This window comes from Zestomonas carbonaria (genome assembly GCF_904061905.1).
Lineage (GTDB): Bacteria > Pseudomonadota > Gammaproteobacteria > Pseudomonadales > Pseudomonadaceae > Aquipseudomonas > Aquipseudomonas carbonaria.
In genome coordinates, this window is the sequence record NZ_CAJFCI010000047.1 from 15,938 (window position 1) to 30,587 (window position 14,650).

General features: G+C 66.8%; 13 protein-coding genes. 9 read left to right on the forward strand and 4 right to left on the reverse strand.

The window, feature by feature from the left end; all coding sequences use genetic code 11:
- Window positions 1-50: 50 nt before the first annotated feature.
- Window positions 51-1,259, reverse strand: a complete 1,209-nt coding sequence (locus PSEWESI4_RS12240) for an ammonium transporter (RefSeq protein WP_210768846.1) — start codon at window positions 1,257-1,259, stop codon at window positions 51-53.
- A 362-nt stretch (window positions 1,260-1,621) separates the two neighbouring features.
- Here PSEWESI4_RS12240 and PSEWESI4_RS12245 point away from each other — a divergent pair, with 362 nt between their 5' ends.
- From PSEWESI4_RS12245 to PSEWESI4_RS12265, 5 genes are all read left to right on the forward strand, one after another.
- A complete protein-coding gene (locus tag PSEWESI4_RS12245) occupies window positions 1,622-1,936 on the forward strand; it encodes a DUF883 family protein (protein ID WP_187671480.1) in 315 nt (104 codons plus the stop codon).
- Between the two features lie 2 nt (window positions 1,937-1,938).
- Window positions 1,939-2,337, forward strand: a complete 399-nt coding sequence (locus PSEWESI4_RS12250; RefSeq protein ID WP_187671481.1) for a phage holin family protein — start codon at window positions 1,939-1,941, stop codon at window positions 2,335-2,337.
- A complete protein-coding gene (locus tag PSEWESI4_RS12255; RefSeq protein WP_187671482.1) occupies window positions 2,334-2,681 on the forward strand; it encodes a hypothetical protein in 348 nt (115 codons plus the stop codon). The genes PSEWESI4_RS12250 and PSEWESI4_RS12255 overlap by 4 nt, the downstream gene beginning before the upstream one ends.
- A gap of 97 nt (window positions 2,682-2,778) precedes the next feature.
- Window positions 2,779-3,951, forward strand: a complete 1,173-nt coding sequence (locus tag PSEWESI4_RS12260) for an EAL domain-containing protein (RefSeq protein WP_187671483.1) — start codon at window positions 2,779-2,781, stop codon at window positions 3,949-3,951.
- A gap of 356 nt (window positions 3,952-4,307) precedes the next feature.
- Window positions 4,308-5,234 carry a c-type cytochrome domain-containing protein gene (locus PSEWESI4_RS12265; RefSeq protein WP_235978925.1) on the forward strand — a complete coding sequence of 309 codons (927 nt, stop codon included), beginning with the start codon at window positions 4,308-4,310 and terminating at the stop codon, window positions 5,232-5,234.
- Between the two features lie 52 nt (window positions 5,235-5,286).
- Here PSEWESI4_RS12265 and PSEWESI4_RS12270 read toward each other — a convergent pair whose 3' ends face one another.
- Window positions 5,287-5,937: an SCO family protein gene (locus PSEWESI4_RS12270; RefSeq protein WP_187671484.1), complete on the reverse strand. Its 651-nt coding sequence runs from the start codon at window positions 5,935-5,937 to the stop codon at window positions 5,287-5,289.
- Window positions 5,938-5,978: 41 nt separating this feature from the next.
- The gene (locus tag PSEWESI4_RS12275) at window positions 5,979-7,817 is read right to left on the reverse strand and encodes a multicopper oxidase family protein (protein WP_408004304.1); all 1,839 of its coding nucleotides are present in this window, start codon (window positions 7,815-7,817) and stop codon (window positions 5,979-5,981) included.
- 591 nt (window positions 7,818-8,408) lie between these two features.
- Here PSEWESI4_RS12275 and PSEWESI4_RS12280 point away from each other — a divergent pair.
- The 4 genes from PSEWESI4_RS12280 (at window position 8,409) to dacB (ending at window position 13,789) form a co-directional block, all read left to right on the forward strand.
- Window positions 8,409-9,341, forward strand: coding sequence for a DUF808 domain-containing protein (locus PSEWESI4_RS12280; RefSeq protein ID WP_187671485.1), 933 nt, complete (start codon window positions 8,409-8,411; stop codon window positions 9,339-9,341).
- Between the two features lie 85 nt (window positions 9,342-9,426).
- Window positions 9,427-10,758, forward strand: coding sequence for a deoxyguanosinetriphosphate triphosphohydrolase (locus PSEWESI4_RS12285; protein ID WP_187671486.1), 1,332 nt, complete (start codon window positions 9,427-9,429; stop codon window positions 10,756-10,758).
- 375 nt (window positions 10,759-11,133) lie between these two features.
- Window positions 11,134-12,195, forward strand: a complete 1,062-nt coding sequence (locus PSEWESI4_RS12290; RefSeq protein ID WP_187671487.1) for an FUSC family protein — start codon at window positions 11,134-11,136, stop codon at window positions 12,193-12,195.
- A gap of 127 nt (window positions 12,196-12,322) precedes the next feature.
- Window positions 12,323-13,789, forward strand: a complete 1,467-nt coding sequence (gene dacB, locus PSEWESI4_RS12295; protein WP_187671488.1) for a D-alanyl-D-alanine carboxypeptidase/D-alanyl-D-alanine endopeptidase — start codon at window positions 12,323-12,325, stop codon at window positions 13,787-13,789.
- Between the two features lie 40 nt (window positions 13,790-13,829).
- On the opposite strand, the gene PSEWESI4_RS12300 is transcribed toward dacB, so the two are convergent.
- Entirely contained in the window at window positions 13,830-14,627 is a 798-nt protein-coding gene (locus tag PSEWESI4_RS12300) for an acyl-CoA thioesterase (RefSeq protein ID WP_187671489.1), read from the reverse strand.
- Between the last annotated feature and the right edge of the window lie 23 nt (window positions 14,628-14,650).

Below are 14,650 nucleotides of genomic sequence, written 5' to 3' on the forward strand. Positions count from 1 at the left end.
AGCCCGCCATCCGGCGGGCTTTTTCATGTGCGAGCCTGTGGCAGGCCAGCTCACTCGTGGCTCGTCGCACCGATCTTGTGGATCGACAGGTCGGCGCCGTAGTACTCCTGCTCCTGGTTCAGGCGGATGCCCACCACCAGCTTGACCAGGCCGTAGACCAGGAAGCCGCCGACCAGCGCCACCAGCACGCCCAGGCCGGTGCCGATCACCTGGCTGGCCAGGCTGACCCCGCCCAGGCCGCCCAGCGCCTGCTGGCCGAAGATGCCGCAGGCAATCCCGCCCCACACACCGCACAGGCCGTGCAGCGGCCAGACGCCGAGCACGTCGTCCACCTTCCACTTCACCTGGGTGGCGGTGAAGGTCCAGACGAACAGCGCGCCGGCGACTAGGCCGGTGGCCAGCGCGCCCAGCGGATGCATCAGGTCGGAGCCGGCGCAGATCGCCACCAGCCCGGCGAGCGGGCCGTTGTGCAGGAAGCCCGGGTCGTTGCGGCCGACGAACAGGGCCGCCACCGTGCCGCCGACCATCGCCAGCAGCGAGTTGACCGCCACCAGGCCGGTGATGCCCTCCACCGTCTGCGCGCTCATGACGTTGAAGCCGAACCAGCCGACGATCAGGATCCACGAACCCAGCGCCAGGAACGGGATGTTCGACGGCGCGAACGCCACCAGCCGGCCGTCGCGGTAGCGGCCATCGCGGCGGCCGAGCAGCACCACCGCGCCGAAGGCCAGCCAGCCGCCCATGCCATGCACCACCACCGAACCGGCGAAGTCGTGGAAGCTGGCGCCGAAACGGGCGCTCAGCCAGTCCTGCAGGCCGAAGTTGCCGTTCCAGATCATGCCCTCGAAGAATGGGTAGACGAAGGCGACGATCAGCGCCGTGGCGCACAGTTGCGGACCGAACCTGGCGCGCTCGGCGATGCCGCCGGAAATGATCGCCGGAATCGCCGCGGCGAAGGTCAGCAGGAAGAAGAACTTCACCAGCGCATAGCCGTGGTCGGCGGCCAGCGTCTCGGCCGGCGCGAAGAAGGTCACCCCGTAGGACACCCAGTAGCCGATGAAGAAATACGCCAGGGCGGAAATGGAGAAGTCGGCGAGAATCTTCGACAGGGCGTTGACCTGGTTCTTCTGGCGTACCGTGCCCACCTCGAGGAAGGCGAAGCCGGCATGCATCGCCAGAACCATCACCGCCCCCATCAGGATGAACAAGGTATTGGAACCGTGGATCAAGGTCTCCACGGCGCTGTTGAGGTTTTCCATCGTGCTGGACTCCGGCATGGAAGGAAAAAAGCACCAAATCGGCCCATTCCCTGCCACGAACGCACCACATGGAGGCCGGCCACTGCCCAGGCAGGCAGAAGACCGCTCCAGATTGGCACCGGAAGACGAGGCAGAAAAAAGAAAGCTATGGTGTTTTTCTTTGTTTATCAGTTATTTGCATCGCGAATCGGGCAGCGCTCCAGTCGACACGACCGCCCAATCAAGGGGCATTTGCCCCCTGCTTCGCACCACGCCGATGCAAGCCTCATACCAGCGCTTGTCCCGACCGGAATGCGAGGAACCTTCGCAAAAGCACTAGACTCATAACCTTCAACTTTCCATCGCATGGAGAAAGACCCGCTATGGCTCGCAAGACCGCGACAAACGAACAGGACGCACTCGTGGCCGAATTCAAGGCCCTGGTCGCCGATACCGAGAAGCTGCTGCAGGACTCCGCCGAACTGGCCGGGGCCGAGGCCGAAGTGCTGCGCCAGCAGATGCACGACAGCCTGAAGCGCGCCCGCGAAGCCCTGCAGGGCGCCGAGCAGGCCCTGCTCGACCAGGGCAAGGCCGCCATCGACGCCACCGAGACCTACGTCTCCGAGCACCCCTGGCATGCGCTGGGTATCGCGGCCGGCGTCGGCTTCCTCCTCGGCCTGCTCAGCTCGCGTCGTTGACCATGAGCGAAGGAATGGAAGCCAAGCCCCGTGGCGATGAGAGCCACGGCCCTTCGCCACGCCGCCTGGGCGCCGCCACGCTGGGGTTGCTGAAAAGCCATATCGAGCTGTTCGGCATCGAACTGCAGGAGCAGAAGGCGCGTACTCTGCGCCTGCTGCTGCTCGCCGGCTTCGCGCTGATCTTCGGCCTGCTGCTGATCGTCGGCCTGTCGTCACTGCTGATCGTGGCCCTGTGGGACACGCCCTATCGGCTGCCGGCGATGATCGGCCTCTGCCTGTTCTATGCGATCGCCGCCATCTACTGCGCCATGCGCCTGCATGCGGCGGTGAACGACGAATCCTCCCCCTTCAGCGCCACGCTCGACGAACTGGCGCGCGACCGCGAGCGCCTGCTGCCATGAATCTGCCCGATCTACCGCCCAACGCCAGCCGCCGCGAACTGCGCAAGGCCCTGATCCGCCTGCGCATGGAGATGCACCGGCAGGAAATCCGCCACGAATCGCAGCAACTCCTGCAGCCCCTGCGCAGGGCCCGCAGCTTTTCCAGCGGCCTGCCGGGTAGCCTGGGACTCAGCCGCGCACCAGTCTGGGGCGTCGCCGCCCTCGCCGCGCTGGGCTTCCTGGCCGGGAAAAGACGCGGCCTGCTGCGCCTGGTACGCATCGGCACCCTGCTCTATCCGGTGCTGGCGGTGGCCTTGCGGCGTCAGTCCGCGCCGCCGGCGAATAAGCCGCCCACGGGTTCCTGAAATTGTCGGGCAACTGGCCACATTCTTGCTAACCGCTTGAGCCGTCGAGTGTTTTCTCAAGACTCGAGCCAGCAGACCCGCCACTAAGGAAACCACCGTGATTGATGGGCAGCCTCTTGCCTGCTTCCAGCCGTTCATCGACACCGCCACCGGCCTGATCGCCGGCATCGAGGCCCTCGGCCGGGTCCACCAGGCCGACGGCCAACTGGTCTCGGTCGGCCCCCTGTTCGCCGATCCCAAGGTGCCCGCCGCCGCGCTGCGCCGCCTCGACCGACAGATTCGCGACGACGCGCTGCAACGCCTGCACGGAGCGCCCGCCGACTGGTTCCTGAGCCTGAACATCTCGCCACGCTGGATCGGCCGCCTGCGCCCCAACCAGCCGCTGCCAAGCCTGAAGCAACTGCAACAGCACGGCATACCGGCGGAGCGGGTGGTGTTCGAGATCACCGAGCTGGGTGGCGGCAGCCTGCGTCTGCCGGACGTGGTGGCGCGCTACCGAGAGGCCGGGGCACGCATCGCCATCGACGACTTCGGTGCCGGCTACTCGCAACTCGATCGCGTGCTGGCCCTGCAGCCGGACATCCTCAAGCTCGACATGCGCCTGTTCCAGGCCGCCGCGCGCGGCGGGCCGAGTAGCGAAGTGGTCAAGGCGCTGGCGCAGATGGCGGAAAAGACCGGCTGCTGGATCATCGCCGAAGGCGTGGAGACCGAGGACGAACTGAACTTCGCCCTGGAGTGCGGCGCGCGCTATGTCCAGGGCTACCTGTTCGCCAAGGCCGAACTGGGGTTCTTCGCCGCCGATGCCTTCGTCGAGCGCTTCGCCACGCTGCGCGACCGCTATGCGCGGCAGAAACTCGCCGAACGCGCCCGCCTGATGGGCCTGCGCCAGCAACTGGCGGAACTGATGGGGCATCTCCGGCCCTGGGCCGAACGTGGCGCCAGGCTCGACGAGTTGCCGGCACCGAACGCCTACCCGTGGCTGCTGCGCATCTACCAGTGCGACCGCAACGGCACGCAGATCAGCTCCAACCTCGACTGGCGCGACGGCTTCTGGCGCGAGGACAGCCGCTACGTCGGCCACAACTGGTCGTGGCGCCCCTACTTCTACCAGTTGCTCGCCGAGGGCTGGGAAGAGCGCCGGCTGATCCTGTCCAGCACCTACCGCGACGCCACCAGCAACCAGTACTGCCTGACCGCCGGGCAGTTCATCGACAACGGCAGCCGTCTGCTGCTGGTCGATATCGAGGCGGCTGGGTTGCAGGGGGCGTGAGGCGGGGGCTCTTATTTGGTGGGCTGGAGCCCACCCTACGTTCCGGAGCCAGCGGGAAACTCCGCTCACCCTAACCCTCTCCCGAAGGGAGAGGGGACTGATTGGAGCCGCGCCATGTCACGTCGCCCGAACCATGCCTCGTGAACTCCCTCTCCCTCCGGGAGAGGGCTGGGCTGGGGGAGCGTGTCATGCCCCACCTCCATGGCCCTGACCATTCGCTGATCAAAACCCGTAGGGTGCGCCGCGTGCACCGATTCGGAGGCGGCACTTGAAGCCCCCTTGCCACCACACGAGAGTCGCCCCATTTCCAACTAGGCTTAACGCACCGGTGACCTGTCCCCGAGGTCGAAAGCATCATGCCCATCCGCCCGGCTCGCCATCCATTGCTTGCCCTTGCGCTGATGCTGCTCGCGCCCGCCACGCTCCCTGCGGCCGAGCCGACCTATCGGGACGATATCGCGCCCATCCTGGAAAGCCGCTGCCTGCTCTGCCACAGCGGAGAGCAGGCGCCGCTGGGGCTGCGCCTGGACAGCCTCGAACACCTGCTCGCGGGCAGCCAGCGCGGTCCCGTGGTGCAGTCCGGCAACCCCGCCGACAGCGAGTTGATCAAGCGCCTCAAGGGCACCAGCCAGCCGCGCATGCCGCTGACCGGCCCGCCCTTTCTCGATGATCGGGAAATCGCCTTGTTCGAAACCTGGATCGCCGGCGGGCTCGCTCCCGGCGCACCTGGCAAGGCGGAAACCGCAGTCGCCGCCACGCCGTCGACGCCCAAGCCCGGCGAAGCGGTGAACTACAGCCACATCGAAGCGATTCTCGGCCGGCGCTGCGCCAAGTGCCATTCGCCCTCCGGGCTGATGGGACCGCCTCCCGAGGGCTATCTGCTGACCTCCTATGCCGAGGCGCTGGCATTCGGCGAACGCGCGCGCATCGTGCCGGGCTCGGCCGAGGCCAGCGAAGTGGTACGGCGCATCCGTGGGCAGGCGCTCCCACGCATGCCGCTGGACGGCCCGCCGTTTCTCGACGAGGAGGAAATCGCCCTGATCGTCGCCTGGATCGACCAGGGTGCGCGCGATGCGCAAGGCCAGCCCGCTATCGTCCCGGTCGGCGCCAGGGTGCGCCTGCACGGAAGGCTGGACGGACGTTGGCAACTGGACGGCCTGCCCCTGCGGGTCAACGCGGCGACCCGCCTCGACAAGTCGCCCCAGGTCGGCGACTACGTGCAGGTGCGCGGCCGGCTGTCGGGAGACGGCATGATCAACGTCGAGCGGCTACGCCCACGCTGAGACATGAAAAACGCCGCGTCCAGCGGCGTTTTCCACCCTCCCCGATGACGGCCTAGCCGAAGAATGCCGGTTCCGCCTCCCTGTACGCCGTGTGCACCACGGCGGTATCCACATGGTTGATGGTCGCCAGGATCTGCCTGGCGTCGGTCAGCGTCGGCGCCATCGTCCAGCGATCCAGCGCATCGTTGCCGACCCGCAGCATGCCGGTGTGGGTGAGGTCGTTGAGGTCGACGACCGGGTCGACGTCATAGAACCCCAGGTGCTTGCGCAGCAGGTCGATATCCGCTCGCGCGCCGGTCAGCAGCAGCCAGCCGGGACCGATGCGATAGCGCTCGACGTACTCGCGCAGGCGCTCGGGCGTATCCAGTTCCGGCTGCAGCGACAGCGAGTACATGAAGACATCGCGCCCCGCCCGCTGCCCCAGCAATTGCTGTACCTGGCGCAGGTTGGCCGTGCTGGTCGGGCAGGTCCGCGTGCACTGGGCGTACATCATGTTGATGGCCACCACCTTGCCGCGGACCAGGTCGTCGTAGAACTTCACCTTCCGGCCTTCGTGGGTATACAGCGTCACATTGGGGAATCTCGTCCCGTTCTCCCCCACCATTTCCCGCCGTGCGGGCTGCAAGTCGGCACCCGAGCGCCAGGCCAGCCAGCCGAGCGCCGTCACGCCCAATCCCGCCACTACCGTTCTTCGCGTGTTCATCTCAAATACCTCCCGGATCACTCATTCGACATGGCACGGCATCAGACGATGTCCCAGCGCAGCATCATCGAGTGGTCCTCGTGAATCAGGTTGTGGCAGTGCATGACGTACTTGCCCTTGTAGTCACGGAAGCGCATCAGCACCCGGACGGTCATCCTGCCGGCAATCACGTAGACATCCTTGCGCCCCTTCTCATGCGCCGGCACGGCAACGTTCTTGCCGTCCAGGGTCTTGCTGAGAATGCGGCCTTCCTCGAAGTGGATGTGGATCGGGTGATCCCAGCCATCGTCGATGCTGTACAGCTCCCAGATCTCCGTGCTGCCCAGCGGGATCACCGCGCGCGGGACGTTGACGTTGACGAACTGGCCATTGATCGCCCACATGTTCTGCCGCCGTTCGAAGAGGAACTTGCGGACCGGCAATGCGGCCAGCTCGGCCGGGCTGGGCAGCGGCGGCAGCGGACGCAGCGTGCTCGGCACCTGGCTCAGGTCCTGTTCCGGCGGCTCGCGGTCGATGACGAATTTCAACACCTGGTCGCCGGGCGCCTTCACCTGGTACGGCCGGCGGGTGTCTTCCGGACGGTGGGTCAGGCGGTTGACCAGGAACAGCTCGGTGCCGATCGGATACTTGGAGAAGTCCACGACGATATCGCCGCGCTCGGCCACGCCCAGGCGCACCTTGGTCTGGTTGAGCAGCGGCTTGTCCAGCAGGTTGCCGTCGTTGGCGATGTAGGTGAAGGGCTGGATGACGTTGTTCGAGCGCACCAGGTAGAACTCGTAGAAGCGGCTCGGTCCCTCGTTGAGCAGGCGCAGGCGGTACTTGCGCCTGGCCACGCGCAGCACCGGCTCGATCTTGCCGTTGACCACCACCTTGTCACCGAGTACGCCTTCGGGGTTGACCTGGTCGTAGTAGAGGATGCCGGCCGGCGTGAAGCGCCGGTCCGCGAAGCCCAGCGGGTAATCGTAGGGATGGCTCGGCAGGCGCAGCGCACCGGGCGTCGGGTCACGCTCGTTGCCCGAGTCCAGGTGGTCGTAGAGAAGGTAAAAGCCGACCAGCCCGCGCACGATGTTCGGCGCGGTGAAGTCCACCGTGTGGTCGTGGTAGAACAGCGTGCCCAGCGCCTCGCGATAGTCGCCGATGCCGTTCTGCATCTCATCGTAGCCGGCGTAGATGTTGGGATAGAGATGGTCCTTGAAGCTCCCCGGCTGGGTCAGCGTGGGGCCGGCCTTGGTCGCGCTGTAGTAGTCGCCGGGGAAACCGTCGCTCTCCGAGCCGACATGCAGGTTGTGCAGGTGGGTGGATATCTCCGGCGAGCCGAAGCCCGTGTGATTGGCGGGCAGGTCGTTGTAGATGCGGCAGATCATCGGATGGCCGTAATGCGTGGCGACCACCGGGCTGAGCACGCTCAGGTCCGGCTCGGCGGCCTGGTAGGTCCACACCTTCTGCGGCGGATAGTTGGGGTGGAACACCCAGTCGGGACGCTCGGCGGCGTGCAGCTCGTAGTACTCCGCCCCGGGCCCGAACTCGTCCCAGCGCTGGTGCGCCGGACGCCCAGCCTCGCCGGCGGCGGTATTGGCCGGCCCGGTCGGCGCCGGATCCAGTGGCGAAGAATAAAGCAGGGGTGGTTCGTTGGGCAGGAACTCCAGCCACGGCGTGGTGGCCGGGCTGGGCGGCACCGCCGCTTCGCTCCGGCGCGGCGAGAGTACCAGGGGCGCTGCCGCCAGGGCCGCGCTGCCCTTGAGGAAGGACCGCCGCGACAACCGATCCGGCGCGTCGTCCATCGTGGCTTGAACAGGTGGTTCGCCCCAGTCGCCCGAAGCCGTTTTCCGGCCGCCGGCTTGGCGCTTGCCTTTGCGGCTCGGCAAAAATGAAGATTTCATGGACTCCCTCTCCCCGGCACCGGTCCATCGCCTGCACGCAAGGCAGGAGCGACGCGCCATCGCCGTTTCGAAAGCAAAACTCAAGTTGCGTCAGGGAATTGCGGCCACGGCCGAACACGCCACGAATGTGGCGCCGACCAGGAACGGGAACTACAGGGATGCACCGCCTGGGCAGCTTCGGTGCCGTGGCAGGTCAGGAGGCGGGGGGACCATGGAACAGGTGCGTGGCACCCGGCAGGAGTCGCGACAGGCCCTGGTGAGGTTTCAGCGAGTCGACGTCCATGATGTTCTCCCTAGCGGCAGACTCTGGAGCATGGGTTCGCGGGCCCTCTCCCACCCGGCGGATCCATGAGACGATAACGACCTTCATCTAAGACTAAAGTCGAGATGTGCCATGATGTCAAATAGTAGTCATTGGCACATCAGTACCTATTTAGATGTTTTAACTATATGTATTTGAAATTCTTTTGAGCCGGATAACCTGTCGATCACGGCAACTTCTGGCCAATCGCCAATACTGGGCGGATGGTGGCCCGCCTCACACGCGCCATCAGTGAAAATCCGCGCCCCAACCACAAGGAATGACGCCCCATGGCAGGAACCAGTCTTCTCGCGTTGATCGACGATATCGCCAGCGTGCTCGACGATATCTCGCTGATGACCAAGGTGGCGGCGAAGAAGACCGCCGGCGTGCTCGGCGACGACCTGGCGCTGAATGCCCAGCAGGTGGTCGGGGTCAGGGCCGATCGCGAGTTGCCGGTGGTCTGGGCGGTGGCCAAGGGATCGCTGCGCAACAAGCTGATCCTGGTGCCGGCGGCGCTGGCCATCAGCGCCTTCGCCCCGTGGGCGGTCACGCCGTTGCTGATGCTCGGCGGCGCCTTCCTCTGCTACGAGGGCTTCGAGAAACTGGCCCACCGCTTCCTGCACGCCCCGGCCGAAGACGCCGCCGAGCGCGACGAACTGCTCGCCGCCGTCAACGATCCGCAGGTGGACCTGCTGGCGCTGGAAAAGACCAAGATCGGCGGCGCGATACGCACCGATTTCATCCTCTCGGCGGAAATCATCGCCATCACCCTGGGCACCGTGGCCGAGGCGCCGTTCATGCAGCAGGTGCTGGTGCTGTCCGGGATCGCCCTGCTCATGACCGCCGGCGTGTACGGGCTGGTCGCCGGCATCGTCAAGCTCGACGACGCTGGCCTCTATCTCAGCCAGAAACAGGAGCCGTTGCGCTCCATCGGGCTCGGCATCCTGCGCGCGGCGCCCTACCTGATGAAGAGCCTGTCGGTGATCGGCACCATCGCCATGTTCATGGTCGGCGGCGGCATCCTCGTCCACGGCTTGCCCGTCCTGCACCACACCATCGAGGGCGCGGCGCGGGCGGTGGGCGGGCTCGCCGGCGTCGGCCCGGCCCTGGAATGGGTCACCCCCACCCTGCTCGGCGCCGGCATCGGCGTGCTGGCCGGTGCGCTGGCGCTTGCCCTGGTCGGCCTGTTCGGCAAGCTCCGCCATGCGGTGCGGGGTTAGGTTCTGAAAAACGCGCCGAGCTACGACTGGCACGCTACCCTTTTATTCGACCTGATCATCAGCCACTGACTGGCGAGGACAAGCCTTGGACTGGCATATCCTGCTTACCCGCGAACGCCTCGGCAAACCGGTGCACAGCACCGACGAGCTGGGCCGCAGCCCCTTCCACAAGGACCACGACCGCATCATCTTCTCCGGGGCCTTCCGCCGCCTGGGGCGCAAGACCCAGGTCCACCCGGTGACCAGCAACGACCACATCCACACCCGCCTGACCCATTCCCTGGAAGTCAGTTGCGTCGGCCGTTCGCTGGGCATGCGGGTCGGCGAGATGATCCGCGACAGCCTGCCGGACTGGTGCAGCCCGGGCGACCTGGGCATGGTCGTGCAGTCCGCCTGCCTGGCCCACGACATCGGCAACCCGCCGTTCGGCCACTCCGGCGAGGACGCCATCCGCCACTGGTTCCAGCAGGCCGCCGGACGCGGCTGGCTGGATGCCATGAGCGACGCCGAACGCGCCGACTTCCTCAACTTCGAAGGCAACGCCCAGGGCTTCCGCGTCCTCACCCAGCTCGAATACCACCAGTTCGACGGCGGCATGCGGCTGACCTACGCGACCCTCGGCGCCTACCTGAAATACCCCTGGAGCGCCCTTCACGCCGAGGCGCTGGGCTACAAGAAGCACAAGTTCGGCGCCTACCGGAGCGAGCTGCCGCTGCTCGAACAGATCGCCACCAAGCTCGGCCTGCCGCAGCTCGACGAGCAGCGCTGGGCGCGCCATCCGCTGGTCTACCTGATGGAGGCGGCGGACGACATCTGCTACGCGCTGATCGACCTGGAAGACGGCGTGGAGATGGAGCTGCTGGACTACGCGGAGGTCGAGTCGCTGCTGTTCGACCTGGTCGGCGACGACCTGCCGGAGACCTACCGCCAGCTCGGCCCCGGCGACTCGCGGCGGCGCAAGCTGGCGATCCTGCGCGGCAAGGCCATCGAGCACCTGACCAACGCCGCCGCCCGCGCCTTCGTCGACCAACAGGCGGCGCTGCTGGCCGGCGCGCTGCAAGGCGACCTGGTCGAGCACATGCACGGCCCGGCCAAGCGCTGCGTACTGCGCGCCAAGGCCATGGCGCGGGAGAAGATCTTCCAGGACAAGCGCAAGACCCTGCACGAGATCGGCGCCTACACCACCCTGGAAATCCTCCTCAACGCCTTCTGCGGCGCGGCGCTGGAACAACACAGCGGGCGCGGGCTGTCGTTCAAGAACCGGCGCATCCTCGACCTGCTGGCGCACTATGCGCCGGCGCCGGAGTGGCCGCTGTACCTGTCGTTCCTGCGCATGATCGACTTCATCGCCGGGATGACCGACAGCTACGCCACCGAGATGGCGCGGGAGATGACCGGCCGTTCGAGTCCGACCTAGAGGGCCGTCATGGCTGTGACGGAGGCTGTTTTTGTACGAGGCTGGGGGGCTGCCATCGATGCCGCCCCTCACCCCCGGCCCCGCTGAGAGAGGGCGGAACAGCGTGGCGGGAGAGCACGGAGCCCGATGACGCGCACGGATACTCCCCTCTCCCACCGGGAGAGGGGACGGGGGTGAGGGGCCGAAGTATAGCGGCAAGGAATGGCCCCAACTGGAACCAGGACTATTCACAAGTGACGACACACCCTAGGTGCGAGGAATGCACTTTGATTATTCCAAATGAACGACGAGCAACGATGCCCTGCGTCAAATCAGGTCCGTTCCTCCGGGTTGCGCAGCAACGCGGTTCGCGACGAAACGCCAGCAGGCCCTGACATGCGCCGCACCCTGCGCCAGGCACTCAGTTGGCACGCCGGCCCGCCCGCCTGGGGGCCTGGCGTGGTGGCCATGTTCGGCTGCGCGCTGCCGTTGCTGCTCGGCCTGTTCACCGAGCACAGCGGCTTCCTGTGGGCCGCCACCGGCGCCTTCCAGGCCGCCCAGGCCAACCCCCTGCACCGTTTCGGCATGCTGCGCATGCTGCTGCTCACCGGACTCGGCGCGCTGAGCGCCGGGCTGGGCTACTGGAGCGGTAGCCATCCGCTGCTCAGTCTCGGCCTGTTCGCCGGTTTCGGCCTGCTGCTGGCCTGGCTGCAACGTTTCGGCAGCGAGGCTGGCAAGCTCGGGGTCGGCCTGGCGGTGTGCCTGGCCCTCGGCCAGGGACAGTTCGGCATCGGCAACCTGCACAACCCCAATGCGGTGGGCATGCTGTTCATCCTCGGCGGCCTGTGGGTGATGCTGCTGGCCTTCGGCCTGCGCGGCGTCCACGGGCTGCGCATGTGGCCACGCATGCCGCGCCTGCTCGGGCTGCTCAGGGTGCTGCGCCGCCATGCCCGGCGTCTGCCGCGCCGGCAATGGCTGCTGCACGCGGTGGGCTGCAGCCTGGCCCTGGCCCTCGCCGGTCTGGCGGTGCAGCTCGGCGAGCTGCCGCGCGGCTACTGGCTGACCCTGGCGGTGATCTGCACCCTGCAGATCGAGTTCCAGGGCAGCCTGGTGCGCGCCCTGCAGGCGAGCATGGCCAGCCTGTTCGCCGCGGTGCTGCTGATCCTCTTCGGCCACAGCCTGCAGAGCCCACCGCTGATGGTGGCGATCATGCTGCCGCTGATCTTCTTCAGCCGGACGTTCCAGGCCCACCACTACGGCCTGTTCGTGATGCAGAACACCCTGTGCTTCGTGCTGCTCTCGGAAAGCCTGGCGCAGGACTGGCACCTGGCCCAGGTGCGCCTGTTCAACACCCTGCTCGGCGTCGCCCTGGCGATGCTGGTCGCCCTGACCCTATACGGGATGCGCCAGTACCTGGGGCGCTCGCGGCTGGCCACATCGGAGTCCGAACGGCCATGAAAATCCGCCGCACCCGAGCAGGGAAATGCCAGGGAGCTTCGGGCATAATGCGATCGCCATCACATTTCTCCCGTGGCATTTTCACCCGTCACCTGCCTGTTCACCCCGAGCGAAGGGTTATTACTCCATGATCAAGACGCTTCGACACTTCGCCCTCGTTGGCCTGCTGCTGCCCATCGCCCTGCCCGCCGCTGCCGTCACCGTCAACGCCACCTTGCCGGCCAACGTCCAGAAGGCCCTGCAGAAGAACAAGATCAACAGCCAGTCGCTGTCGGTGGCGACCCTGCCGCTCACCGGCCCCGGCACCCCGACCCTGTACAACGTCGATGTGTCGGTGAACCCCGCATCGACCATGAAGCTGATCACTACCTATGCCGCCCTGGAGCTGCTCGGCCCCGCCTACCAGTGGAAGACCGAGTTCTACACCGACGGCCCGCTGAAGGACGGCGTGCTGAACGGCAACCTCTACCTCAAGGGCGGCGGCGACCCGAAGCTGAACCTGGAAAAGCTCTGGCTGATGATGCGCGACCTGCGCGCCAACGGCGTGCAGAGGATCACCGGCGACCTGGTGCTCGACCGCAGCCATTTCGTCCAACCGCAACTGCCGGTGTTCAACGATGACGGCGGCGACCCGCACCGGCCTTTCCTGGTCACGCCGGACTCGCTGCTGGTCAACCTCAAGGCCGTGCGCCTGGTCACCCGCACCGCGGACGGCCGGGTCAGCGTGACCATGGACCCACCGCTGACCAACGTGGCCATCGACAACCAGGTCAAGGCGCTGCCCGCCGCCAAGTGCCCCGGCTGGCCGGACGTGCGCTTCAACCCGGTGCCCCGCCCCGACGGCGGCGCCACCCTGGTGGTCACCGGCAAGCTGGCCGAAGGTTGCAGCGCGCAGACCTACATTTCGCTGCTCGACCACCCCGCCTACGCCGCCGGCGCGGTGCGGGCGATCTGGCAGGAACTGGGCGGCAGCATAGCCGGCCGGGATCGTGTCGCCGAGGTGCCGAAGAGCGCCCGCCTGCTGGCCCGGACCTTCTCACCGGACCTGGTGGAGATCATCCGCGACATCAACAAGTACAGTAACAACACCATGTCCCGGCAGTTGTTCCTCAGCCTCGGCGCCCACTTCCGCACCGACGCGGACCCCGACGATGCCAAGGCCGCGCAACGGGTGATCCGCCAATGGCTGGCACGCAAGGGCATCACTGCCTCGCACCTGGTGATGGAGAATGGTTCCGGGCTGTCCCGCGCCGAGCGGATCAGCGCGCGGGAAATGCTCGCCCTGCTGCAGAGCGCCTGGCACAGCCCCTATGCGGCGGAGTTCATCAGCTCGCTGCCGCTGGTGGCGATGGACGGCACCATGCGCAAGCGACTGGCGCGCACGCCCCTGGTCGGGCAGGCGCACATCAAGACCGGCACGCTGAACACCGTGCGCGCCATCGCCGGCTACAGCCGCGACGTCAACGGCAATACCTGGGCGGTGGTGGCCATCCTCAACGACCAGAGACCGTGGGGCGCCTCCTCCATCCTCGACCAGGTGCTGGTCGACCTGTACCGCCAGCCGAAGGCCGGCAGCAGCACCGTACAACGCTGAAACACATCGCGGCACGCATTGCGTGCCGCGATCCCTCTCTTCAGCCGAACACCGTCACGGTCTGCCGGCTGATCGCCATCAACTCGCCGTCCGGGCTCCACAGCTTGGCGGCGGTGTGGCCATAACCGTCGCGGGAATGGTCGATTTCCGCCAGGTACTTGAACCAGTCCCCGGTGGTCGCTTTCGGCGCCGGCTGGACGAACTCGATGGTCCAGGTCAGCGAACTGCCCCGCGCCGGAGCGCGCAGGTACGGCAGGGTCGCCGGCGGCCAGGCATCGACCAGCGCCAGCAGGTCGGCCTCGTCCACCGGACGGGCTTCGGGTTCGGTACGGAAGCCCACCCAACCGCCCATCCTCCGCTTCGGCGTGTTGGTGAACGGCATGCCGCCGACCGCCCAGCGCATCGCCAGGTGCTGGGTGAACTCCGGCGTCACGCCCTTCACGTAGGGCAGTTCCATGGCGTCTTCGGCGGGCTTCATCTCCGGTGCCGGCTCGGGCTCGACCTCGATCGCCGACTCGCGCGCACTGCCGAAGCTGCCCTGCACCAGGGTCACCACCTGGCCATCCTGCACCGCGCGGCCAGACACCTGGCTGACCGCCTTGCCCTCGCGCAGCACCTCGACCTCGAAGCTCACCGGCGCCTCCACCTCCAGCGGACCGACGAAGGTAATCGCCAACGAACGCACCGGACGATCGGCCGGCACCCTGGCCCGCATCGCCTCGTAGACCAGCGCCGCCGCCAACCCACCAAAACCAGCGCGCCCCTGCCCCCAATGGCTCGGCACCACCACGCTGTGCGGATTGCCGCGCACCGCCTGCATCAATTCGGAAAAGTTCATCTCGACCTCGACACGAAAACTTC